The organism is Cellulophaga sp. F20128 (genome assembly GCF_023015805.1).
Lineage (GTDB): Bacteria > Bacteroidota > Bacteroidia > Flavobacteriales > Flavobacteriaceae > Cellulophaga.
In genome coordinates this window covers 89274-114100 of record NZ_JALKBA010000002.1, presented here as the reverse complement: position 1 = coordinate 114100, position 24827 = coordinate 89274, and the positions used below count along the sequence as shown (strand labels likewise).

The following is a 24827-nucleotide window of genomic DNA, read 5'->3' as shown; positions in this document are numbered from 1 at the left end:
AAATGTAATTATTTTAACTTCTCGTTGTTGTGATGCCTATCGTGATCTCGCTTTGTTTTTATGTCGAGCTTTTTATCAAAGGCCTCTTGTAAATTTATTCCGGTTTGGTTTGCCAAGCACAGCACTACAAAAAGCACATCTGCTAACTCCTCCCCTAAATCTTTAGATTTGTCTGACTCTTTTTCACTTTGTTCTCCATACCTACGAGCGATGATCCGGGCAACCTCACCAACTTCTTCTGTAAGTTGTGCCATATTGGTAAGTTCGTTAAAATAACGTACGCCATGGGTTTTAATCCAAGCATCAACGGCCTCTTGTGCGTTTTCTATATTCATTAGACTTTTATTAAAACTACTTTTTCGTTTTCTTTTTCAATTAATTGTTTAAAATACTCTTTTAAAACATCGTAATAAACTGGCGTTATAAGCGCATTATTCATTGTTGTTCTTACAAGTAACTGCACTTGTTTTCCGTTCTCGGTAATCGTAAACATAAAACTTCCTAAGTTCTCAGGCAAGGACATGGATTTAGCCTCAGGTAAAGAGGCTACCTTATAACCCTCTGGTAAATTCACCATCACCCGATACGTGTTTTCTGATGGATACCCAAAATCTATAGGAAATTCTCTTTTCTCCATTTTAAATGGATTTTCAGCGGTTCGTAAAAAGAACAATGGTGAAAAATAAATCTTATCGCCGATAATATCGGCTTGATTTTCCTTTACAAATTTAAAGGTTTCTGTAATAGGCATCTCTAATTCCTTGGCGTTATCCACTTTAAAATCTTCAATCTCCATTTCATATTTATTCTCTAATTTTTCAATAAAATTATCTTCATCAGCACCGTTAAAGACATCCCTATACAGTTTAGCATCATGTAATGTTTTAACATTCCGAATCATCCCTGTTAGGCTTGCATCTTCCTGCAAATTGGCCAACACATTTTTTGTCTCGGACGACAACGCATTAGGATATAAATTTACTTCTAAAGATTCTTCTCCTTTTTTGATCATTCTACCACGCCAATTCAAAGCCCTTACAGGCAATACATTGGGCAAACTATTAGTATCTGAAGCATCTAATAACACCAAACTATTACCTATATTTATACCCGCTATTACATAATTATACCCCTCCCTCGTAGGAAAAATAGCAACGCCGTTCCCTCTTGTACTTACCAAAATTGGATTGGCATCCAAACCAGCATAGCGCAACATAGAGGTTAACATTAAATTGACATCTGCAATATTTCCCGTTTGCTCTTTATAGGCTTTTCTAACCCCTAAATTGGTATTGTATCCGTAATACCCATTCCACTTTACCCTTGATTTTACATAATTAAATAGGAGTGCAAGCTTGTTAGCTGGATCCGTAACTCCCTCAATTAATACATCAATATCATCCTCATAATATCCGTTTTTATTAAGCTCCTCTCCAAACCTCGGATTATCGTAAATGGATTTTACCACATCTTCCCAGGTGGTTGAATAATACTTGGGGATGCTATTTGGGTATTTTACATACGATAATTCATATTTTACAGTAGATCTATAATTATCTATATTATTCACATAAGGCTCTTCCCGCATAGCCGGCACATTGGCTAAAGTATAGGTATGAATGTGATCTATATATTCTAATTTATTGGCATTAAAAGAGGTAACATTACCAGATCTGTCTGCTCCACTCGAGATTATAGTTTTACGATTAGTAGTCTTAACTGGACTCACGCTCAAATATCCCTTAACATTAATCTTAAAATTATAAAACTCCGGTGCACTAAAGCTAGCCTCTATTTTATTAATAGGTACATTTTCTTGCATTACATACTCATCTACATTGTAAATAAAGGGAGAGGTTATTCTATATTTATATTCTACTACAGTACCTTCTTTTACATTGGGCATTGTAAATTTAGTCTGATCGTAATAATCGGATAATTCAGTTTCAAAAATACCGTCTTTCTTTAATTTGGATTCTTCTATTTTACCTTTTACCAAATTATAAGAGGCAGCCTTAAGGCCCGTAAATTTTTCTTTGTTGCCCTGGTTAGCCCTATACAAATTAACTTGCTTTGTAGCGTAATCAAACCCCTCTTTGTCATAAATTTTAATACGCTCATAAATTTCAGTAACCACCTGAAAACCTTCACTATCACTAAATTGAAAAAAAGTAGTTCGCTGTTTGAATAAAAAAGCAGCACTGGCTGAGGAATCTATGGGATGTGTTTTCTCTTCCAATTCCAATTTAGACACCTTGCCATAATCGAACTCTTGAGCCATGGCAACCTGGCTTACGACTAAAAATAAGGCTATTCTTAAACACTTCTTCAACATAGATTTTGGTTTATGGCTGGTTAATCTCTTTTAATCAGTACAACCTTGGCACTGTCTTCTAGTGAAACTTTCTTTCTAAAATCTCTATAGTCTTTATATTTTTCTTTAGCATATTGTCCATTTTTAATGAATAAACTGCGCTTATACCGAATACTATTTTTGTCTTCTGACAATTCCAAGCTTGTTGTATACAAACCAAATTCGTTCTCAATAGTAGTGCCTTTAGGCATAGCTTCAACCTCATAACCAAGGGGTAGGAAAATTACAAACTCGTCTTCATCAAAGTATCCCCTTTGTATTTCTAATGGAAATTTTCTATTCCTTTCCCGATCCGGAACATTCTTATTTTTATTGAATACATTAGGCATAAATAAAATTCTATCTCCACTTATAGAACCATAATTTGCGGCGGTAACCTGTACCGTTTCCGTAAAGACTATTTTATTTTTATCGTTCTTAAAACCAAACTGGTCGATGTTTAAATTATTGATATACCCCCAATACGATTTGTAGTATTTCGTAATATCATTGGCTGCTTTATTTTCCAAATAAAACCGATCATCGTATTGAATTCCTTTGGTTACTATATCTACGACAGCTGCAATTTCCCCATCCTTATTCAGGGTGATTTCTGCTGTGGTGGATTGATGATTATCTTCTCCCACATAGGTTGTGGTCGTCGCTATTTCTCCTCCATCTGGCTTAATAATTAAAACCTTTCTACCATCTGTAAAGTCTCCTATAAATCCGAAGGGGTGAATCTGAGATGTACAATCTATCCAATAATAGTTGCCTTGATACGGAATTGCTAAAATTACGTGATTCCCATCTGCCAAGGAAGCAAAGTCGTCCTCAAAGTCAACCTTATAATTCCCTGCCTCAACATGGGTATAATAAGAGGTGACACCAACGGTTTCTAGGAGCGCTTTGGTATAATTAGACAAACCTTTACAGTCTCCGTACTTCACTCTATCAACATCTATAGCACTGATGGGTTGCATACCCCCAATACCAACTTGCACACTAATATATCTGGTATTGTCCTGCACGTATTGATACACTATTTTAGCCTTCTCTAAATTGTCTGTAACTCCATTTGTTAAGGACTTGATACTGCCTTTTGTACTTTCTGTTAATTCATCTCTACCGACAATAAGATTGTTATACATCCATTTTCCTAAATCATCCCAAGTATGTATACTGGCATCATAACCCTCATAGGTGAAATTTACTGGCCTGATGATTAACTTAGGTGCAATCTTACCAAAAGACGGACTTAAACTTTCCTGCCTATAGGCTGCAATATTCTTGGCTTCATAGACGATACTATTCTCATTGACCGTCTTTACAAATTGAATCCCCTCCAAATTTTTTTCTTTTATCTCTGGTTTTAAGTCTTCCTCATCAAAAAGAAAGCTTATTTTACTCTTTTCGGTACTTACTAAATACCCGTCTAAAAAATACCAACTTGGGATGATTTCTCCTGTATTAGGCGTAGTATATTGGTAGTTAAACTCCATCGTATAAGGATACTTTACCGGAGTATAATTTAAATATTTAACTCTATAATCTGAGTATAGTGTGCCTCCGTCTACGGCGCTTACGTCTGTAAAATCTTTTTCCTTAAACTTATCCAATTCATTCCCGAATTGGTCATAAGCCACTGCATATAATTTATTTATTTTCCTACTATTATCATACCCAACAGAAGTTTGAATGTCGCTATCTCCATATTTATTTAAAACGGTAACAACTCTTCTTAAGGTTACCTTCATTTCTTTTTTTGAAGTGGTATGTATAACCATCTCATCTGAACGAACTACAGCATTCACATTTTTAGTTAGGCTTTCATCAATAAGAATGGATTGGTATTCATTGTTCTGTGCAGTTAATAGATCAAGAAAGAAAAGAAAAACAATGAAGGTATATATGCGCATGGTTATGGTTAGGAATTGCCTAAATATAATAAATCGAAATTTTAGAACAAACTGATTTTTAAAATTACTCTTTATTTTTTGAATCGATGAGAATGGTAACCGGACCATCATTTAATAAATCGACCTTCATGTCTGCACCAAAAACACCTGTCCCTACTTTTTTACCCAAGTCCTTTTCCATTTGCTTTACAAATTGCTCGTATAGGGGTACTGCTAACTCTGGACCTGCAGCTTTAATATACGAAGGTCTATTTCCCTTTTTTGTAGCCGCATGTAATGTAAACTGACTTACAACAATAACATCACCTCCTATTGCGGTGATCGATGTATTCATGACACCATCTTCATCATTAAAAATCCTAAGATTTGCAATTTTGCGAGAAAGCCATTCAATATCTTCTTGAGCATCGTTATTTTCAATACCCAATAAAATTAAAAGACCACTATCTATTTTTGAAATTAGCTTCCCTTCTACGGTTACACTTGCCCGGGAAACTCTTTGTATTACTGTTCTCATTTTCCTTCTGCGTAAATATCTACTCTATAATTTTCATCCTCATCGGTTATCATTTGCACATAACTCTTATACCTACTCCAAGCAATTTTATCTGCTTCTAACGCATCCTTAATGGCGCACTTTGGTTCGTCTATATGCAAACAATTATTAAATTTACATTGATCCTTTAGCTTAAAAAATTCAGGGAAGTAATCTCCTATTTCCGCTTTATCCATATCTACAATACCAAAACCACGAATCCCAGGCGTATCTATGATTTGAGCTCCAAAATCTAAGTCGTACATTTCTGCAAAGGTTGTGGTATGTTGCCCTTGCATGTGTTGTTCAGAAATTGCTTTGGTTTTAATATCTAGTGTACTGTCTATGGTATTGATTAAGGTGGATTTCCCAACTCCGGAATGTCCAGAAAACATACTAGTTTTTCCTGTCATTAATTCTTTCACCTTTGCCACGTTATGCCCTGTTTGGGCTGAAATTCCAATACAATGGTAGCCAATATTTCTATATAAGGCTGCCAAGTATTTAACTTCTAACAGCTCTTCTTCATCATAAGAATCTATTTTATTAAACAATAGAACCGCAGGAATCCGATAGGCGTCTGCTGTAATTAAGAACCGATCTATAAAACTTGTAAATGTCTGTGGATTGTTTAGGGTAATCATTAAGAATACCTGATCTAAGTTGGCAGCAATGATATGGGTCTGTTTGGACAAATTAACAGATTTACGAACAATATAGTTTTTTCTGCCTTTAATCTCCGTAATGGTTGCGTTGGTTTCATCCCCACTTTTTTCGAGATCAAAAGCTACGCGATCCCCTACCGCGATAGGATTTGTACTTTTTATCCCTTTTAAGCGAAACTTCCCTTTTATTCTGCAATCATAAAACTTCCCGGCATCTGTTTTTACAGTGTACCAGCTGCCTGTAGATTTATAAACAGTTCCTATCATTATTCGTTATTTTTTACAAAGAAACAATATAAGCAATATACTACACTATTTTTTTTACCGTTTGATTTTAATAATTAAATTAAAATTCCATGAAAAAATTAGTATTTGTTGCCTTTATTATTTGCTGCACCACTTTAGAGTTGTCTGCACAACAATTTAAAATTATTACCAGTGTAGAATCTATAGTTCCTAACGGATTAGGACGTTCTAGACTAATCTCAGCGAATGAAGATAAGGATTACAAAGAATTTACATCTACACAAACTGAAGAAGACAACACTAGAAACAAGTCTAAAAGAGATGAGATTAGAGTTAAAGATTTTGATGAAACCAAACTATTAAACTTTTATAATATTGGCGGCATAAGGTTCCAGAATATTGCGGCGAATGATGCTATTATTTCTTCAAAGATCAATGCGATGATACAAGAAGGATGGGAACTTGCTTTTGTAACTAGCGCTGTTGAAAGCGAAGGCGGCAAAGGCGATGGCCAGGGCATTTTTATTACCCGTTATATTTTTAAAAAATAATAATTTTACCAAAAATTTAAATAAAAATCCCGATGTTACCATCGGGATTTTTTATACTCTTTTTATCCGTTTACTATTTTTTCCTGGTGATTTATAGACTCTTGGTGTATTGCCTTAAACATTTTTAAAACAAACTCTTCACTTAATCCTTTAGATTCCCCTTCAAGAATCATAGCGCCTAAAATCTGGTTCCACCTGGTAGATTGAAGCACTGCAACATTCTTTTGCTTTTTTAAAGCACCAATACCATCAGAAATTTTCATTCTTTTTCCCATTGTATCAATCAACTGAGAATCAATAACATCAATTTGAGCTCTTAAATTACTCAACTCTTTATTGTATTCTGCTTCTGGATCAGACTCTTTTCTAATTTTTAAATCGCGCATAATTTGCACTAACTTGTCTGGTGTTACTTGCTGTGCAGCATCACTCCATGCATTATCAGGATCAAAATGAGTTTCTATCATTAAGCCATCAAAATTAAGATCTAAAGCTGTTTGTGAAACATCAAAAATCATATCTCTGTTTCCTGTAATATGCGAAGGATCACTAATTAAAGGTAAATCAGGGAATTTGTTTTGAAACTCAATAGCCAATTGCCACTCTGGAATGTTTCTATATTTTGTTTTTTCATAGGTTGAAAAACCTCTATGAATAGCACCTAAGTTTTTAATACCTGCTGTATACAAACGCTCAATACCACCCAACCACAATGATAAATCTGGGTTTATAGGATTCTTTACCAAAACAATTTTATCTGTACCTTCCAAGGCATCTGCAATTTCTTGCATGATAAACGGACTTACAGTAGATCTAGCACCAATCCACAATAAATCTACGTCATTTTCCAACGCTAATTCTACGTGTGCTCTGTTTGCTACTTCTGTTGCTGTCTTTAATCCAGTTTCTTCTTTTACCTTTTTTAACCATTTTAATCCTAAAGCGCCAACGCCTTCAAAATTTCCTGGTCTTGTACGTGGTTTCCAAATACCTGCACGGTAATAGTTTACATCTGTATCTTTTAGTTGATGTGCAATTTTTAATACTTGCTCTTCTGTTTCAGCACTACAAGGTCCTGCAATTACTAACGGATGGTCCAATTTCATATCGTCCAACCAAGTTCTCATTTGTTTTGAATTTTCCATTTTACTATTTAGTTTTTATTCTGAGGGATTCCGTTTAATATTTCTTTTATTTTATTTGCTTCACGCATTTCACTATAAATGCCTTTAAAATTGTCCTCAACAATCATTTGCTTAAAGGCTTCTAAATTTTGTATATATTCTTCTAATGTTTCTAAAACATTTTCTTTGTTCTGTTCAAAAATTGGTGTCCACATAGCGGGTGAACTTTTAGCCAATCGCACTGTACTTTCAAATCCACTACCGGCCATATCAAAAATATCGCGTTCATTTTTCTCCTTTTCAATCACTGTTTTCCCGAGCATGAAGGAACTAATATGTGATAAATGAGAAACGTAAGCAATGTGTTTATCATGCGCCTCCGCATTCATATACCGAATTCGCATTCCCATTTTCTGAAAAAGATCCAAAGCCTTTTCTTGTAATTTAAAAGCCGTTTTTTCTACCTCACATATAATATTTGTTTTGCCTTCAAACAAATTTTCAATCGCAGCAGAGGGGCCAGAGAATTCGGTTCCAGCTATAGGATGACAGGCTAAAAAATTTCTTCTTTTTACATGATTATCAACTACTTTACAGAGCAATGCCTTTGTAGATCCGGCGTCTATAACTATGGCATTATCATGAACCGCATCTAAAATTATAGGCAACTCGCGCACCAACACATCTACTGGGATACTTACAATAACAATATCGGCAATTGCTAAATCTGCATACGAAGCTTTCTCATCAATAAGACCTAAGGCAAGTGCTTCATCTACATGCGCCTCATTAATATCCACACCATATATTTTAGCAGCAGGATTAAATCTTTTGATATCCTTGGCCATTGAGCCTCCTATTAATCCTATGCCAATTACAAATACATTCATCCCTACCCTAGTCTCTTAATTGCTTCTTTTATTTTTTCCTCAGTTACACAGAGTGAAAATCGAATATAACCTTCTCCATTACTACCAAAAATGGTTCCTGGGGTTAAAAAAATATTTTTATCGTACAAAATGGCATCTATAAATTTTTCTGAAGAAACACTATCTTCAGGTAATTTAGCCCAAACAAACATGCCAACAGCATTTTTGTCATAGCTACAATTTAATTTATCTGCTAATTGAAAAATTAATTCCCTACGAGCTGTGTACACCTTGTTTAAATCTTGAAACCACTGCTTACTACTCTGCAAGGCTGCAATGGCTCCTTTTTGTATGCCGTAGAACATACCCGAATCCATATTGCTTTTCACTTTTAACACCGCTGTGATATGGTCACTACTACCCAACACCATGCCCACACGCCATCCGGCCATATTAAAGGTCTTACTCAAAGAGTTTAATTCCAAGGTACATTCTTTTGCTCCTTCAATACTTAAAATGCTTTTTGGCTCATCATTTAAAACAAAACTGTATGGATTATCGTTCACCAATAATATGTTGTTTCTTTTTGCAAATTGCACCAAGGCAGCTAACTGTGTTGTTGTAGCTGTTGCCCCTGTTGGCATGTGAGGGTAACATACCCACATTATTTTAACCTTAGATAAATCTTGTTTCCCTAATGCTTCCAAATCTGGAAACCATTGGTTTTCACCTACTAAATCATAGTATTTAGGTACGGCACCTACTAAATTAGTTACAGAAGTATAGGTTGGGTATCCAGGATTTGGAATTAAAGCCTCATCTCCTTCGTTTAAAAAAGCCATACTAATATGAAGAATCCCTTCCTTAGAACCCATCAACGGCAAAATTTCATCCTCTGGATTTACACTTACCTGAAAATTAGTCTTATAAAAATTGGCAATGCCCGCTCTTAGCTCTGGCAAACCTTGATAACTTTGATATTGGTGAGCACCTGCATCATCAACCGCATTTTTTATGGCAGCAACAACACTAGCGGAAGGCTCCAAATCTGGACTACCGATACCCATATTAATTACGGGTCTACCTTCTGCCATTAATCCACGTACTTCTCTCAATTTTTTAGAAAAATAGTACTCCTGAATATGGGCTAATCTATCAGCTGTTTTCATACTCTAGCGTTTTTATATTCTCCTAATACTTTAAATTCTTCTGCCATTATTTCTAACAGAGCCTTTGCTTTTTCGTAATGCGAATATTTATCAAAAGTAACATCCACAAAAAATGAATATTTCCAAGGTCGTTCTATAACAGGCAAGGATTGCACTTTGGTTAAGTTTAAGTTACAGTCGCTTACCACATTTAATACCGCTGCCAAACTGCCGCGTTTATGATCCAAAACAAAGCGTAAAGAAGCTTTATTAATTGCTGTTTCCTGAGTTGTTCTATCTTCCTTTGAAAGCACAATAAAACGGGTAGAATTATTACTTATCGTTTGTATTTCTGAAGCTAAAACTTCCAGGCTATATAATTCTGACGCTACTTTAGGAGCTATTGCCGCTATCCCTTTTAAGTTGTTTTTTTGAATCCGCTGTGCTGTTTCTGCCGTATCTACAGATTCTACCAATTTTATATGAGCGTGACTTCTTAAAAATTCTTTGCATTGAAGCAAAGCCATGGGGTGCGAATGCACTTCTTGAATGTCTTCAATTTTCTGCCCCGCCAAAGCCATCAAATGATGATGAATATTTAGGTAATGCTCTCCAATAATATGCAGGTTATTATTATATACCAAAGCATAATTAGGTATGATAGAACCTGCGATGGAATTTTCTATAGCCATAACAGCCTCATCGGCATAGCCCGTCATAAGTTGATGAATTAACTCATCAAAAGAAAGACATTCTACCAATTCTACCTTATTACCAAAATACTCATTGGCAACTTGGTGGTGGTTAGATCCCTTTATACCTTGTATTGCAATTCTTAATGCCATTTCTATTCTTATCCTATTATTTTTAAGCATAAAAAAAGTCCCGTTTTTCACGGGACTTTTTTATTATATCTATATTACAAAATATTACAACAGTCCCTAACCTCTCTTAAAGAAGTAAAAATAAAAACCGTTCCAGAAATATCTTGTATTCATTATTCTTATAATTATGGGGCTAAGGTAGTTATTAAATTTAAAAAACAAATTTTATCCTACATTTTTTTTAAACCTAACACAATATTTAATATCCTTATGTATTTTTTTAACAAAAAATTAAAAGACGTTTTTTTAAAATGTTAAGGTTTTGTTAACGAAACAATGGGGAAAGACGGTATTTCCAACAAATTATTGAATTACAATTTTACAACTGAGTTTTGTATTATTTACATTATTTTTGATGAAAATCTATAGCTATGTCTATTTCCGTAGAGAATATTTGCAAAAATTTTGGAACCCAAAAAGCACTAAATAAGGTGTCTTTCAATATAAATAAAGGGGAAATTGTTGGCTTTCTTGGCCCTAATGGAGCAGGTAAATCTACCTTAATGAAAATCCTTACCACTTATATATTGGCAGATAGCGGGGAAGCGGCAGTAAATAACTACAATGTTACCGACAAAATCAATGTACAAAAAAGCATTGGGTATTTGCCAGAACACAATCCGTTGTATTTAGATATGTATGTAAAAGAGTATTTAGCTTTTAATGCTAATGTATACAATGTACCCAAAGAAAGAATTGCAGAAGTTATAGCACAAACCGGGCTTACGCCAGAGGCACATAAAAAAATTGAACAATTATCCAAAGGCTATAGGCAACGGGTTGGGTTGGCCGCTGCTTTGTTACACAACCCAGAAGTTTTAATTTTAGACGAACCTACAACGGGTTTGGACCCAAATCAGTTGTTGGAAATTCGGAAACTGATCAAGGACATCGGAAAAGAAAAAACCATTTTACTATCTACACACATTATGAAAGAGGTGGAAGCGGTATGTGATCGTGTAGTCATAATAGACAAAGGGGTTATCGTGGCTGATAAAAAACTAACCGACTTGCGCGAAAATCAAGAACAGGTAATTGAGGTGGAATTTGATTATCGGGTTGAAGAACAACTATTGCAAAAATTACCCCATGTAGTGCAGGCAAAAAATACTGGAGGTTTTGTCTATGAAATTGTTTTTGACACCACAAAAGATATGCGACCCGTAGTGTTCGATTTTGCACATGACAATCAGTTAAAAACACTTCAATTAAGTAGAAAGAATAAAAATCTTGAAAGTTTGTTTACGGAGATTACTGGATAGTCTCTTTGGTTTTAGCCACAAACATTTCTACCACCCTATCCAGAACTTCCTGGATATTAGGATTGGTGCCATTGGTTAAAATACAAACCACCACCTCTTCTTTGGGATATACAAAAAAATTAGAGTAGCCTCCTACCCCATTTCCTATATGCCCATAATAGGTTCTACCCATAACATCTGAACTAACCTGCCAACCCAAGCCGTAATAGGTAGATACTCCATTTATGGTTGCTGCGGTTAAAAACGCATCTTTTATGCTTTCAGGAATCAGAGAATTGTTTAGAAATGCGTTCCCTAATTTTAGAATATCTGAGGTGGTGGACAAATACCCGCCACCTGCCAGCTTAAAAAAATTATTTACCGACATTGCCTTTCTAAAGCCTGTCCTATTTTTAGTATAAAATTTTGTTGTATTCGACTTAGAATTTCCTATTACTTCCGGAAAGGTATTGAACATCTGCAAGGGCTGCAACACCTTTTCTTGCACATATTTTTCAAAGGGCATTCCGCTTGCCTCTTGTATGGCTAAGGAAATTAACACCCAATCATAACTGGTATACTGATACGCAGTACCCGGTTTAAACAATAGGTCATCATCCTTAAAAATCACGAGACTGTCTTCTATGGTGTACGGTTTATTTAAGCCATATTCTGTACCCCGATACCCTCGAATACCGGCAGTATGACTTGCCAATTGCCGAATACTAAAATCGAACTCTTTTTTGGGATAATACGGAACATAGTTATAAAACGAGGCATCCAAATCTATTTTACCTTCAGCTACCAATATAGCCAAAGCTGTAGCTGCAATAGGTTTGGAAACACTTGCTATTCTAAAAATAGTTTCTTGGGGAATAACCGGAATTTTATTTTCAAGATCTGCAAAACCATAGCCTTTTTCAAAAATGATTTGATTGCCCTTGGATACCGCAATTGATATCCCTGGAACTTTGTTTTCAGTGATCAAAGACTGAAGCAACGCATCAGCTTCTTCAAATGCAGTAGTTTTTCCTTTTTGGAGTAATTTTGACCCTCTTAAGAAGCCTTTTAGGAAAGCGAATAATGATTTCACACTAGTGTATTAATTTCTAAAGATCAGTCTTCCTTTGTACAATTCGGTTACGGTTACCGATGGTGGTTCTGTAAAACTGATCACATCTCCGGTTCCCCTAATTTCTCCACTGATAGCTACTTGCGGATTTACCAGCATATCGTTAGAGCTTCTATGATTTACACGTACGTTCTGCGCTACTAAATTTTCTGCACTCAGTCTAGAATCACCCGCTGCAAAGGTGATGTTAAAATTCTCCGTACTTCCATTTAACTTAAAATAAGCCAACCCATTGGAGACAATTGAGACCGTAGTGTTTTGTATTTCCAAATTAAACAAGCCACTGGTAGAATCTGTTTCAGGATTGTTAAAACTTTCAGATACTAGCACTAAAGAATTATAGGTCAACACCCCGTCACTACTAATATCTAAACCGGTGCTACTTCTAATTTCTGTAATATTAGGAGACGTAATATAAAATTTGGTAATCCCATACTCTCGTGTAAAATTACAAGCGTTACTGTTACGTAAAACCAATCTCCCATCTTCAACAACTGCGCTAATATCATTGCGAAGAAACTCGCCTGTTTCTACTTCAACTTTCTGTTCCAGTCCTTGTTTTACTATGAGTTCTATATTTTCAAAAACGATAATCTTTGAAAAATCTGGAACTGAAATTTCCTCCCGCATTATTGCTCCTGCATTCTGAAAACAATCAGACACATGTTCACTATTGCAACCTAAAAACCCAATTGCAATACCAAAAAACAATACCAATCTATTCATTATCTTCATACCATTACCATCTAATACCTACACCAAATTCAACCGCTTCTGCCTTGGCTCCGTGCGATTTTAAGGTTATTGCTCCAAATACTTTATTTCCAAAATAACGTTTTAATCCAATTCTATTGTATACCCTACCTTCAAAATCAAACGGATAATAAACATAATACCCCAACTGGGTGATCACAGACATTTCATTAATATACAACTCATGTCCTAAAAACACACCTACTCTTTTATAATCGTCATTGGGCTGCACATTCAACTCCGGAAAGGCAATGGATTTATAAACGATTAATTCTTTTAAAAAGTTAGAGAAAAACACATCTGCGCCAATTTGCAAACCGCTTTTTCTTCCAATTCGTTTGTCGGCATAGGCCGACAAAATATAAAAGGGTGATTGCCCCATATTAATAACATCACTCTCATTTAATCCGCCTCTAAAAACAAAATTGTAATGCACAGGTTCTTTAAAATCTGTAGTATCTGCTATGGTTGTATACTCAATCTTTTCTCCCCCATCCAAATCATAGGTAAGTCCCGCATTAAAGGCAAAGGTATTGGTAGAGGTATTCGGGGCTTTAAAATTAGCATTGGAATAATGAATGACTGAAATTCCTGCCTTAAATCCTAATCCTTTGTATATATTTTCCTTCTGATAATTCAACATCAAATAGGTAGAACTCATAAAGTGAGATCCGTAGGCATTGTTCCTAAAATTGGTTTCCTTGTTGTAGGGGTTGGTGGTATAGGCGATACCTTGCCCCATTCTAAATTGAATATTACGCTTTAAAAAGTAAAAATTATAGTGGGCATACACACTGTAATTTTTTCCCAAGGTACTATTATTCATATCCTGATATACAAAGGAAAAGCCTACATCTGGATAGTTAAAATGTTGCTCCCATGCCTCAGCACCGTAGGTTTTTCTATTGTAACTTAGAATTAAACCCGCAGGATGCGCCTTAATTAAATGTGAAATATCATTATTATGTAGCAATATAGAGCCATAAAACTGATTGGCATCTACAACAATTTTACTGTTTTGCTGTGCATAACAGCCTATTGAAAACAGCGTTAAAAAGAGAAATTTTATTTTCATTGCGTGCAAAAGTAGGGATTTTAGTTGATGGATAACTATAGACTAGACATTCAAAATTAAACCATCAAAATCTACCTCTTAAAAAATCTCCTGAGCAATCGCTTTAATATTATCAGATTTCCCCATAGAATAGTAATGCAATACCGGAACTCCCGCTGCTTTTAATTCTTTGGATTGCTGTATGGCCCACTCTATACCTACTTGGCGCACCGCTTTATTATCCTTACAATTTTCTACCCCATCTATTAAGTCTTGTGGCAGGTCTATTTTAAATACCTGTGGCAATAATTGCAAATGTCTTTTTACAGCAATGGGTTTAATCCCTGGAATTATAGGTACATTAATACCAAAATCTTTGGCAGCGGCAACAAACTCAAAGTACTTTTCGTTATTAAAAAACATCTGGGTTACCACATAATCTGCCCCAGCATCTACTTTTTGTTTCAAGCGTTTTAAGTCGGACAATAGAGAAGGAGCTTCCATGTGTTTTTCAGGATAACCGGCAACTCCGATACAAAAATCTGCACAATTATCTGTTTCTATCACTTCATGTAGATAGGAACCACAATTTAATTTCTGAATCTGATCTACCAAACTTACAGCGTATTGGTGTCCGCCTTTGGTAGGTTCAAAATATTGTTCTTCTCGCATGGCATCTCCGCGCAAGGCCATCACATTATCTATACCTAGGTAATGACAATCTACCAAAAGGTACTCTGTTTCTTCTCTTGTAAATCCACCACAAAGCACATGCGGTACAGTATCTACATTGTATTTGTGTTTTATAGAGGCACAGATACCCACGGTACCCGGGCGCATGCGCGTTAGTTTTTTATCTAACAACCCATCCCGGTCTATATAAATATACTCTTCCCTAGAGGTTGTAACATCAATAAACGGAGGCTTAAACTCCATTAAGGGGTCTATATTATTGTATAATTCCTGAATGTTCCTTCCTTTTACTGGCGGAATAATTTCAAAAGAGAACAATGTTTTTCCCTTTGCGTTTGTGATGTGATCCGTTACTTTCATCTGTCTATATTATCTCTTTTTTGGCGTTCCTATCGGTCGGGCTATCGGTAGTCGCTTTTTAATGCTTGCACTTCGGCTACGCTCAGTGCCCACATTACAATAGCTTCAACAATACCTCTATCCCTAACGCAATACCGCTATTTTAATCGTCCGCAATATTTGGTGCTAGCCATCGTAAAGCGACTTCTAATTCTATATTTTTTCGCGTTGCAAAATCTGCTACTTGATCTTCCTTTATTTTTCCTACTCCAAAATAGCGTGCTTCCGGATTTCCGAAATAATACCCAGAAACCGATGCTGCTGGCCACATCGCCATACTATCTGTTAGTTCTACCCCAATGGCTTCTTTTACATTTAAAAGCTCCCATATGGTTGGTTTTTCTAAATGATCTGGGCAAGCAGGATATCCTGGTGCGGGCCTAATGCCTTTGTATTCTTCTTTGATTAAAGCCTCGTTGTCTAAGGTTTCATCCGTAGCATAACCCCAGTGTTTTAATCGAATTTCTTTGTGCAAACACTCAGCAAAAGCTTCCGCTAAACGGTCTGCTAACGCCTTTACCATGATAGAGTTATAATCGTCTAAATTCTTCCGAAATTCCTCTGCCATTTCTTCGGCTCCAAAACCGGTACTCACACAAAAACTGCCTATATAATCCTGTACTCCACTTTCTTTGGGTGCAATAAAATCTGACAAGGCAAAATTTGGTTTGCCTGCATATTTTTTTAATTGCTGACGGAGGGTTCTAAACGTATAGGTTTTACTTTCCCCCTCTGCTTCACTTGGAGCGCTTACTTCTATATCATCGTCATTGATGGTATTCGCAGGAAATAGTCCAAAAACAGCTTTGGCTGTGAGTAATTTTTCATCAATGATTTTGTTCAACATGGTTTTGGCTTCGCCAAACAATTCTGTTGCCTGTTCCCCAACCACCTCATCGGTTAAGATCGCTGGATATTTTCCGTGCAGCTCCCAGCTTCTAAAGAAGGGTGTCCAGTCAATAAATTCTTTTAACTTACTTAAATCATAGGCTTCTATAACTTGAATCCCCAATTGATTTGGTTTTACAATTTCTGATGTATTCCAATCAATTTGATATTTATTTTTTCTGGCGCCTGCAATGGTTAGGTATTCTTTATGCTTACCACGCTTTAAAAACTGCTTGCGAAACTCTTCGTAGTCTAATTTTATGGTCTCCTTGTATTTTTCAGCGGTTCCTTTTTTTAATAAATCGCCCACTACCGTTACCGCTCGTGAGGCGTCATTTACATAAACCACTGCATTTTTATACTGTGGGTCTATTTTTACAGCCGTGTGCGCCTTACTTGTTGTTGCCCCGCCTATAAGTAATGGGACTTTAAAATTTTGGCGCTCCATCTCCTTGGCCAAGAATACCATTTCGTCCAAAGAAGGTGTTATTAAACCACTTAATCCAATAACGTCTACTTGTTCTTCTTTTGCTTTTTGAATAATTTTTTCTGGTGGCACCATCACCCCCATATCTACAATCTCGTAATTGTTACATGCTAGCACCACACCCACAATATTTTTACCAATATCATGCACATCTCCCTTAACGGTTGCCATTAGTATTTTACCTGCATTTTTGGAATCTCCTGCTTGCGGATTTCTCAATTTTTCCTCTTCTATATAGGGCAACAAATAGGCTACTGCCTTTTTCATTACACGGGCCGATTTTACCACCTGTGGTAAAAACATTTTTCCGCTACCGAACAAATCACCCACCACGTTCATCCCTGTCATTAAATGCCCTTCTATAACCTCTATAGGCTTGTCTACTGCCTGCCGTGCTGCTTCAACATCTTCTACAATATATTGATCTATTCCTTTTACCAAGGCTCTGGTAATTCTACTCTGAATGGGTTCTTCACGCCACGATAAATCGACCGTATTTTCTTTTGCTTTGCCAATTACGGTTTCTGCAAAATCTAGGAGTCGCTCTGTAGCATCATCTCTTCTATTGAGCATAACGTCTTCTACGCGTTCCAATAAATCTTTTGGAATATCGTCATAGACTTCTAACATGGTTGGGTTTACAATCCCCATATTCATACCCGCTTGAATGGCATGGTATAGAAATACCGAATGCATGGCTTCTCGTACTGGGTTATTTCCTCTAAACGAGAACGACACATTACTAACGCCACCACTTACATTACAATGTGGTAGGTTTTGACGCACCCAAGCTGTGGCTTTTATAAAATCTAAGGCATTGAGCTTGTGCTCATCCATTCCGGTGGCCACGGGAAATATATTTAAATCAAAAATAATATCTTCCGGTGCAAATTTTACTTTGTTGACCAAAACATCATAGGAACGTTTTGCTATTTCTATACGCCTTTCGTAATTATCTGCCTGCCCCACCTCATCAAAAGCCATGACAATGACTGCTGCACCATAGCGCTTAACCAATTTTGCATGCTGAATAAATTCTGCTTCTCCTTCTTTAAGGCTAATAGAATTTACCACACATTTGCCTTGGACTACTTGAAGTCCGGCTTCTATAATTTCCCATTTAGAACTATCGATCATTATGGGCACTCTAGAAATATCTGGCTCTGCAATAACAAGATTTAGGAACTTAACCATGGCCTCCTTGCCATCTATAAGTCCGTCATCCATATTAATATCTATGATCTGCGCCCCACCTTCTACTTGGTGTCTGGCAATATCTAGGGCCTCTTCAAAATTTTCTTCTTTTATTAACCGTAGAAACTTTTTAGAACCTGCCACATTGGTACGCTCTCCAACGTTTACAAAATTGGTATCTGGTGTCACCACCAAAGGTTCCAATCCACTTAGTTTTAAAAATCTAGGTATTTGTTGATCGTTGTTCGTACTCATTATATATAATGTTCTACTATTGGAAATGGTTTGTAATAATGGTGCAATAATGCCTTCCATTGTTGATATTCCTTAGATTTTCTAAATCCTTCTTCATGATCTTCTACAGTCTCCCATTGTACCAATAGTATGTATTTATTGCTGACTTCTATGCACTTTTTTAATTCATGTGAAATATAACCATGGCTTGCTGCAATTATCTTTTGAGCTTCCTTAAAATTTTTCTCAAAATCTTCCGAAAACCCAGGCTTAATATTTAAAATAGCAACCTCTAGAATCATAATTACTTCCTTAATTTCTTAGGACAAAAAACCATTAACGGTCTTCAAAAACTGACCTTGGATCATAATCCTTCACCAAATTGGCAATGGCACTAATATGTTCTGGTGTTGTACCACAACAACCGCCAACGATATTTACCAATCCTTTTTCTACGTATTCTTTAATCTGTTCTGCCATTTGCTCTGCAGTTTCATCATACTCTCCAAAGGCATTTGGTAGACCTGCATTTGGGTGCGCAGAAACCCCAAATTGGGTCTTTGCTGCTAGCACTTCTAAATGGGGTACCAACTGATTGGCACCTAAGGCACAGTTAAACCCAACAGACAAAATTGGAATATGACTGATGGATATTAAAAAAGCCTCTGCTGTTTGTCCAGATAAGGTTCTCCCTGAAGCATCGGTAATAGTACCACTCACCATTATAGGCACTTCTATTCCGCGCTCTTCCTTTACCTCTTCTATGGCAAACAATGCTGCTTTGGCATTCAGGGTATCAAAAATTGTTTCTACCAATAAGATATCTGCACCGCCATCTAACAAGGCTTCAGTTTGCAATTTATAAGCGATACGAAGCTCATCAAAAGTAACGCCCCGAAATCCGGGATCGTTGACATCTGGTGACATGCTTGCCGTTTTATTGGTAGGACCAATACTCCCTGCTACAAACCTAGGTTTGTGTGGTTCTTTTGCTGTAAATTCATCAGCAACTTGTTTGGCAATGCGTGCCGACTCATAATTGAGCTCGTACACTAAATCTTCCATAAAATAATCTGCCATAGCGATGGTAGTCCCCGAAAAGGTATTGGTTTCCACAATATCTGCACCTGCGGCAAAGTATTTGCGATGTACTTCTGCAATGGCTTCTGGTTGCGTTAAGGACAACAAATCATTGTTTCCTTGCAAGGGATGTTTCCAATCTGCAAAACGTTCCCCGCGAAAATCTTCTTCCGTAAATTTATAGCGCTGTAGCATAGTCCCCATGGCACCATCTAGCACTAAAATTCTCTCTTTTAATATGTCTTGTATTGGTTTCATAACCTCTTATCCGTATCTACTGTTCACTGTTGAAAACTTGACTTTGGGCGCGTTAGGGATTGCGGTTTTGTTGAAGCTCTTTTGATGCGCGCCCGGAGCGAAGCCGAAGGGCAAACATTAAAAAGCGACTACCAAAAGCCCGGCCCACATTGCGAAACAAATTATGTTGAGCGAATGGGAACGCTAGTTAAAAAATATCAAGTAAGGAAAGGAAAAGAAAATTGCTTTTCATTTGTGTTGTTATCTGCCGCAGTAGCCACCTATGGAGCACTTTGGTAGAATGTAGCACCTTCTTTACTAGATAAAGGGTTGCTAAGGTTTCAGCGGGTCTAATCCCTCCACCTTTCTTGATAACTATTTTCAGTTTTGTAATGAACTAATTAAGCTGCAAAGTAACACCACAGCTTTATGAAAACCAAAATAATGATGGCTTTTTTATAGACCTATATGGTTTTTACTCCATATAGGTCTAGAATTTCTGTTTTAGGAAATGCTTTGTACCACTTCTTTTTTGGCCACTTTTTTGCTGCCGTCAAAGCCTTCTACCCCACCAACGGTGGTATACTTCATAACATATCTTTTCCCAGGGTTAATGCGTTGGTACGCACTCTGACACATTACAGCGGCCTCGTGAAAACCAGATAAAATTAATTTTAATTTTCCTTTGTATGTATTTACATCCCCAATAGCATATACACCGGGAATGTTTGTTTGGTAGTCGTAGGAGTTATCTACCTTAATGGCGTTTTTCTCTATTTCTAGTCCCCAACTTCCAATGGGACCTAATTTTGGCGACAAGCCAAACAAGGGAATAAAATTATCTACTTCTATATAGCTTTCTCCTTTTTCTTCATCGTTGTATTTTACAACTACGGCTTCTAAATGATCGTCTCCGTATAACTTTTTAACCTCAGCCTCGGTAAACAATTTAATCTTACCAATTTTAGCTAAGGCTGCTGCTTTTTCAACGGAATCTAAAGCCCCTCTAAATTCATTTCTTCGGTGCACTAATGAAACTTCTGACGCAACATCTGCTAAGAATATAGCCCAGTCTAAGGCAGAATCCCCACCTCCAGCAATAAGTACTTTTTTATTGCGATATACTTCTGGGTCTTTTATCATATAGGCAACACCTTTATCTTCAAAATCCAAGATATTCTCAAGGGGTGGTTTTCGGGGCTCAAAAGAACCCAAGCCGCCAGCGATCACTACAACTGGAGCATTGTGTTTTGTGCCTTTGTTTGTGGTAACCACAAAAGAACCATCTTCTAGGGTATCTAGTGTTTCTGCACGTTCTGCCAAGGTAAATCCAGGTTCAAAAGGTTTTATTTGTTCCATAAGATTGTTGACCAGATCTCCTGCAAGGATTTCTGGAAAAGCGGGAATATCATAAATGGGTTTTTTCGGATAAATTTCTGAACACTGTCCGCCTGGTTGCGGCAAAGCATCAATTAAATGACATTTTAATTTTAGCAATCCTGCTTCAAAAACCGTAAATAATCCTGTTGGTCCTGCTCCTATTATTAGAATATCTGTCTTAATCATTTGTATTGAAATTTAGTAAAAACCGGCACTTGCTTGGAAGTTTAGCCTTTACAGTTTGTACGCTCTATTTTTTAATTTTTCTTCTTACTTATTAATCTTCCCGATCTACTAGGGAACTCGTAATTTGGTTCATTTGATCTACCTTTTGCTCAAAATCTCCTTTGATGGTCTTTCGATAGGCATTTAAATTTTGAACCATTGTATTGATATCTTCTGGAATTACATCTTCGAAAAATTGTCGTAACCGCTTTGCAGTTGTTGGCGATTTTCCATTGGTAGATATCCCTATTTTTACATTGCCTTTGGTTACAATACCCCCCATATAAAAATCACAATAAGGCGGATTATCGGCTACATTCACCAAAGTATGTTGGGCTCTGCAATCTTTATACACTTGTTTGTTTACCGCTTCATCATTCGTCGCCGCAACTACCAGTTGCTTTGCTTCCAAATATTTTGCATTGTACACATCTGTAATTGTAGTTACCTTAAATTGTGATGCCAGTTGCACCGTTTTTTCTGCAAACAAAGGCGCTACCAAGGTTACATTAGCATCTGGACTAGACTTGGTTAAAAAACGCAGCTTTTCTTCTGCCACATTACCCCCACCTACAATGAGAATCTGTAATTGCGTTGTTTTTAAAAAAATAGGATATAGATTGTTCCGTTCCATTTTTAATATACTAAGGCTTTGGTTGCTGCTTTTTCTTGCACTTTTAACAACTGTTCTCTGTGTTTTACCACCTCACCAATTACAATAATGGCAGGGTTGGATAGGCCTTGCTCTTTTACTACATTTTCTATGGTGGCAATAGTCCCTATCCCCACTTTTTCATTGATTCTAGTTCCATTTTGAATGATTGCAACTGGAGTTTCTGATTTTCCTTCCGACTGAAAAAGTGCTATGATTTCTGACAATTTCCCCATCCCCATTAAAATAACCACGGTAGCACTAGACTTGGCAGCCAAGGCAACATCTGCAGATAGTTTATGGTTTTTGGTTGTTCCGGTGATGACCCAAAAGCTTTCTGAACTACCTCTTTTAGTCACGGGAATATTCTGGAATGCCGGTACGGCTACCGAAGAAGATATCCCAGGTACCATTGCCACAGCAATACCGTGACTAGCGGCATATTCCATTTCTTCAGATCCACGTCCAAAAATAAAGGGGTCTCCTCCTTTGAGGCGAACCACCTTCCCTTTGCTTTTTGCACGTTGTACAATTAGTTCATTGATTTGTTCTTGTTGGTAGGCATAACATCCTTTTCTTTTACCTACAAAGATTTGCTCGGCATTCCCTGCATATTCCAATAAATCTTCATTTACAAGGGCGTCATACAAAACCACATCGGCATTTTGCAATGCTTTTATTGCCTTTAGGGTAATTAGCTCTACATCTCCAGGACCTGCACCAACAACGGTAAGCAGTCCATTTTCATTGGTATCATTTTTTCTTACCTCCATCATCTATGCTTCTACCAGTTCTTGTTTTCTATATTCCTGTACCACTTGCAAAAAGTTTTTAGAATCTTTTAAATATTGTGTTGCAAATGCTTTTGTTGGCTCATTGCTCTTTAACTGCAATGCAATCTCTTCAAAAGTCGCTTCCAAACTAATTCTATTCGTTGCTACAAAATGCGTATCAAAATCTTTGATGATACTGATATGTGTATTTGTTTTTGTATTCTCTGCTGTTAATAAGGCCTTAGCAGAATTCACCATGGCCGAATAGGAATGGTAAATACTAGCTGCCCATTTCTCTTCTTCCAAGGCTACCGATGCACTTTCTATTTTCTCATCGCTTTCAAATAACAATGTTGCTATTAAATCGATGACAACACCGGCACATTCTCCTACTCCAATGGCTTTTTCGTAGCGTTCTGTTGTTCCCCAATCAATAAAATCGTCTTGGGTTAAATTGTCTACATCTGTTAAATGCTTTAAATAGTCATAGAAATAATGTTCTCCTTTGTCTACATAATAAGCCGTAAACGATTGTCCGTTTCCATTTGCATTATAATCGTCTAAAATTAATCGCAAGGCTTCTGGTCCTCTTTTACTAGGTACTTTTACAACCTTATCTGCAAAACGACCATTTCCATTCCCAAAATTGCCACCCCCCAACAAGACTTGCAGTGCTGGAGCCACCAATTTATTTTTAGTACGCACAGACATTCCTTGGAATCCGATGCTAGCCATATTGTGTTGCCCACAGGCATTCATACAACCACTAATTTTTATATTAATATCTTCGTTATTGATGTATTGTGGATATTCCGCAGTTATAAGTCGCTCTAACTCATCTGCAATTCCTGTACTACTCGCAATTCCTAAATTACAGGTATCAGTTCCTGGACAAGCAGTTATATCGGACGCCTTATTATAACCTGCTTCTACAAATCCTAATTTTTTAAGTTCTGTGTAAAAGAAGGGCACTAACTCCTCCTTTACATAGGGTATTAATATATTCTGACGCAATGAAAGTCGCAATTCACCTGCAGCGTATAGGTCAACTAAATCTGCCAATTGACGCGCTTCTTCAATATAGAAATCGCCCAACTTTACTTTAATACCTATGGCAACATACCCTTTTTGTTTTTGTGGCACCAAATTGGTGTTTTTCCACTGCTCAAAAGCGCTGTTGTCTTCTATTTCTACTGTAGGCGTAGCGGCATTTGCTATGGAAACCGCAGGATACGCGGCTACATCTACTGGAAAAGTCTGAATGGGAACTGCTTTTTGTTCTTCTTCCAACAAGGCTTTAAATCCGTCTAAGCCGATGTCTTTTAACAAGAATTTCATTCGCGCCTTGGCCCTACTTTTACGTTCTCCGTACCGATCAAAAACACGAACAACACCATCCATTAACGGGATAATCTTATCCGTAGGAAGAAAGGCAAATAACTCATCTGCATGCCGTGGTTGCGAACCTAATCCACCAGCAAGAACTACTTTAAAGCCTCGGACTCCATTTTCAATTTTGGCAATAAAACCAAGATCATGCATGTAAGACAGTCCTGTATCTTCGTCACTAGAAGAAAAAGAAACTTTAAACTTTCGTCCCATTTCTTGACTAATAGGATTGCGTAAAAAATACTCGAACAAGGCTTGTGCATAGGGAGAAACATCAAAAGGCTCTTTTACATCTATACCTGCAGTTTCACTAGCCGTTACATTACGCACTGTATTACCGCATGCCTCTCTAATGGTCACATCATCCTTCGCCAATTGCGCCCATAATTCTGGGGTGCGTTCTATATCTACATAATGAATTTGAATATCTTGACGGGTGGTAATATGCAAACGTCCGGTTGAATATTCTCCAGAAACATCGCAAATACGTTTTAGTTGCTTGCTTGAAACTTTGCCGTAGGGTAATTTAATACGAATCATTTGCACACCTGGTTGGCGCTGACCGTATATACCACGGGCTAAACGTAGGCTTCTGAATTTTTCTTCATCGAGCTTACCTTCATTAAACTCTCTAATTTTAGCCTCTAAAGCAAGAATATCTTTTTCTACTACCGGGTTCTCTATTTCTGTTCTAAAACTTTGCATCTCCTAATTCTGGTTTC

22 protein-coding genes and 1 riboswitch are annotated in these 24827 nt (G+C 36.9%); of the genes, 2 read left to right on the top strand and 20 right to left on the bottom strand.

Going from position 1 to position 24827, the window contains the following annotated elements; all coding sequences use genetic code 11:
- Positions 1-8: 8 nt before the first annotated feature.
- The 5 genes from MWU65_RS02620 to rsgA all read right to left on the bottom strand — a co-directional run bounded on the left by MWU65_RS02620 (position 9) and on the right by rsgA (position 5739).
- The gene (locus MWU65_RS02620) at positions 9-335 is read right to left on the bottom strand and encodes a nucleotide pyrophosphohydrolase (protein ID WP_247075538.1); all 327 of its coding nucleotides are present in this window, start codon (positions 333-335) and stop codon (positions 9-11) included.
- Complete coding sequence (locus MWU65_RS02615; protein ID WP_247075537.1) at positions 335-2335, bottom strand: DUF3857 domain-containing protein; 2001 nt, start codon at positions 2333-2335, stop codon at positions 335-337. Before MWU65_RS02615 ends, MWU65_RS02620 begins: the two co-directional genes overlap by 1 nt.
- Before the next feature lie 20 nt (positions 2336-2355).
- Positions 2356-4272 (bottom strand): DUF3857 domain-containing protein, encoded by a 1917-nt coding sequence (locus MWU65_RS02610; protein ID WP_247075536.1) that lies wholly within the window; start codon positions 4270-4272, stop codon positions 2356-2358.
- Positions 4273-4336: 64 nt separating this feature from the next.
- On the bottom strand, positions 4337-4789 hold the full coding sequence (dtd, locus tag MWU65_RS02605; protein WP_247075535.1) for a D-aminoacyl-tRNA deacylase: 453 nt from the start codon (positions 4787-4789) through the stop codon (positions 4337-4339).
- Positions 4786-5739, bottom strand: coding sequence for a ribosome small subunit-dependent GTPase A (rsgA, locus tag MWU65_RS02600; protein WP_247075534.1), 954 nt, complete (start codon positions 5737-5739; stop codon positions 4786-4788). The genes dtd and rsgA overlap by 4 nt, the downstream gene beginning before the upstream one ends.
- A gap of 89 nt (positions 5740-5828) precedes the next feature.
- Between rsgA and MWU65_RS02595 the strand changes: the two genes are divergently transcribed.
- Positions 5829-6269 (top strand): hypothetical protein, encoded by a 441-nt coding sequence (locus MWU65_RS02595; RefSeq protein WP_247075533.1) that lies wholly within the window; start codon positions 5829-5831, stop codon positions 6267-6269.
- A 62-nt stretch (positions 6270-6331) separates the two neighbouring features.
- Here the strand turns inward: MWU65_RS02595 and MWU65_RS02590 are convergent, their stop codons facing one another.
- From MWU65_RS02590 to MWU65_RS02575, 4 genes are read right to left on the bottom strand one after another with little or no spacing between them, the layout of a single operon-like run.
- Positions 6332-7414, bottom strand: a complete 1083-nt coding sequence (locus tag MWU65_RS02590; protein ID WP_247075532.1) for a bifunctional 3-deoxy-7-phosphoheptulonate synthase/chorismate mutase type II — start codon at positions 7412-7414, stop codon at positions 6332-6334.
- 8 nt (positions 7415-7422) lie between these two features.
- Positions 7423-8283 (bottom strand): prephenate dehydrogenase, encoded by an 861-nt coding sequence (locus MWU65_RS02585; RefSeq protein ID WP_247075531.1) that lies wholly within the window; start codon positions 8281-8283, stop codon positions 7423-7425.
- 2 nt (positions 8284-8285) lie between these two features.
- Positions 8286-9431 carry an aminotransferase class I/II-fold pyridoxal phosphate-dependent enzyme gene (locus MWU65_RS02580; protein WP_247075530.1) on the bottom strand — a complete coding sequence of 382 codons (1146 nt, stop codon included), beginning with the start codon at positions 9429-9431 and terminating at the stop codon, positions 8286-8288.
- Entirely contained in the window at positions 9428-10255 is an 828-nt protein-coding gene (locus MWU65_RS02575; protein WP_247075529.1) for a prephenate dehydratase, read from the bottom strand. The genes MWU65_RS02580 and MWU65_RS02575 overlap by 4 nt, the downstream gene beginning before the upstream one ends.
- A 410-nt stretch (positions 10256-10665) precedes the next feature.
- Here MWU65_RS02575 and gldA point away from each other — a divergent pair, with 410 nt between their 5' ends.
- Entirely contained in the window at positions 10666-11556 is an 891-nt protein-coding gene (gldA, locus tag MWU65_RS02570; RefSeq protein ID WP_247075528.1) for a gliding motility-associated ABC transporter ATP-binding subunit GldA, read from the top strand.
- Here gldA and MWU65_RS02565 read toward each other — a convergent pair.
- The 11 genes from MWU65_RS02565 to MWU65_RS02515 form a co-directional block, all read right to left on the bottom strand.
- Positions 11546-12628, bottom strand: a complete 1083-nt coding sequence (locus MWU65_RS02565) for a serine hydrolase domain-containing protein (protein WP_247075527.1) — start codon at positions 12626-12628, stop codon at positions 11546-11548. The two genes, gldA and MWU65_RS02565, sit on opposite strands and share 11 nt — an antisense overlap.
- 9 nt (positions 12629-12637) lie before the next feature.
- Positions 12638-13402, bottom strand: coding sequence for a head GIN domain-containing protein (locus MWU65_RS02560; protein ID WP_247075526.1), 765 nt, complete (start codon positions 13400-13402; stop codon positions 12638-12640).
- 4 nt (positions 13403-13406) lie between these two features.
- Entirely contained in the window at positions 13407-14495 is a 1089-nt protein-coding gene (locus MWU65_RS02555) for an acyloxyacyl hydrolase (protein ID WP_247075525.1), read from the bottom strand.
- Positions 14496-14573: 78 nt separating this feature from the next.
- On the bottom strand, positions 14574-15527 hold the full coding sequence (metF, locus tag MWU65_RS02550) for a methylenetetrahydrofolate reductase [NAD(P)H] (RefSeq protein WP_247075524.1): 954 nt from the start codon (positions 15525-15527) through the stop codon (positions 14574-14576).
- Between the two features lie 142 nt (positions 15528-15669).
- Positions 15670-18390 carry a methionine synthase gene (gene metH, locus MWU65_RS02545; RefSeq protein WP_247075523.1) on the bottom strand — a complete coding sequence of 907 codons (2721 nt, stop codon included), beginning with the start codon at positions 18388-18390 and terminating at the stop codon, positions 15670-15672.
- Positions 18390-18671 carry an antibiotic biosynthesis monooxygenase gene (locus MWU65_RS02540; RefSeq protein ID WP_247075522.1) on the bottom strand — a complete coding sequence of 94 codons (282 nt, stop codon included), beginning with the start codon at positions 18669-18671 and terminating at the stop codon, positions 18390-18392. The genes metH and MWU65_RS02540 overlap by 1 nt, the downstream gene beginning before the upstream one ends.
- Before the next feature lie 34 nt (positions 18672-18705).
- Positions 18706-19707, bottom strand: coding sequence for a homocysteine S-methyltransferase family protein (locus tag MWU65_RS02535; protein ID WP_247075521.1), 1002 nt, complete (start codon positions 19705-19707; stop codon positions 18706-18708).
- 237 nt (positions 19708-19944) lie between these two features.
- Positions 19945-20064: riboswitch (SAM riboswitch) on the bottom strand.
- A gap of 126 nt (positions 20065-20190) precedes the next feature.
- The gene (locus MWU65_RS02530; protein WP_247075520.1) at positions 20191-21252 is read right to left on the bottom strand and encodes an NAD(P)/FAD-dependent oxidoreductase; all 1062 of its coding nucleotides are present in this window, start codon (positions 21250-21252) and stop codon (positions 20191-20193) included.
- Between the two features lie 91 nt (positions 21253-21343).
- Positions 21344-21925 carry a bifunctional precorrin-2 dehydrogenase/sirohydrochlorin ferrochelatase gene (locus MWU65_RS02525; RefSeq protein WP_247075519.1) on the bottom strand — a complete coding sequence of 194 codons (582 nt, stop codon included), beginning with the start codon at positions 21923-21925 and terminating at the stop codon, positions 21344-21346.
- 2 nt (positions 21926-21927) lie between these two features.
- Entirely contained in the window at positions 21928-22719 is a 792-nt protein-coding gene (gene cobA / locus MWU65_RS02520) for a uroporphyrinogen-III C-methyltransferase (RefSeq protein WP_247075518.1), read from the bottom strand.
- The gene (locus MWU65_RS02515; RefSeq protein ID WP_247075517.1) at positions 22720-24810 is read right to left on the bottom strand and encodes a HEPN domain-containing protein; all 2091 of its coding nucleotides are present in this window, start codon (positions 24808-24810) and stop codon (positions 22720-22722) included.
- Positions 24811-24827 lie beyond the last annotated feature (17 nt).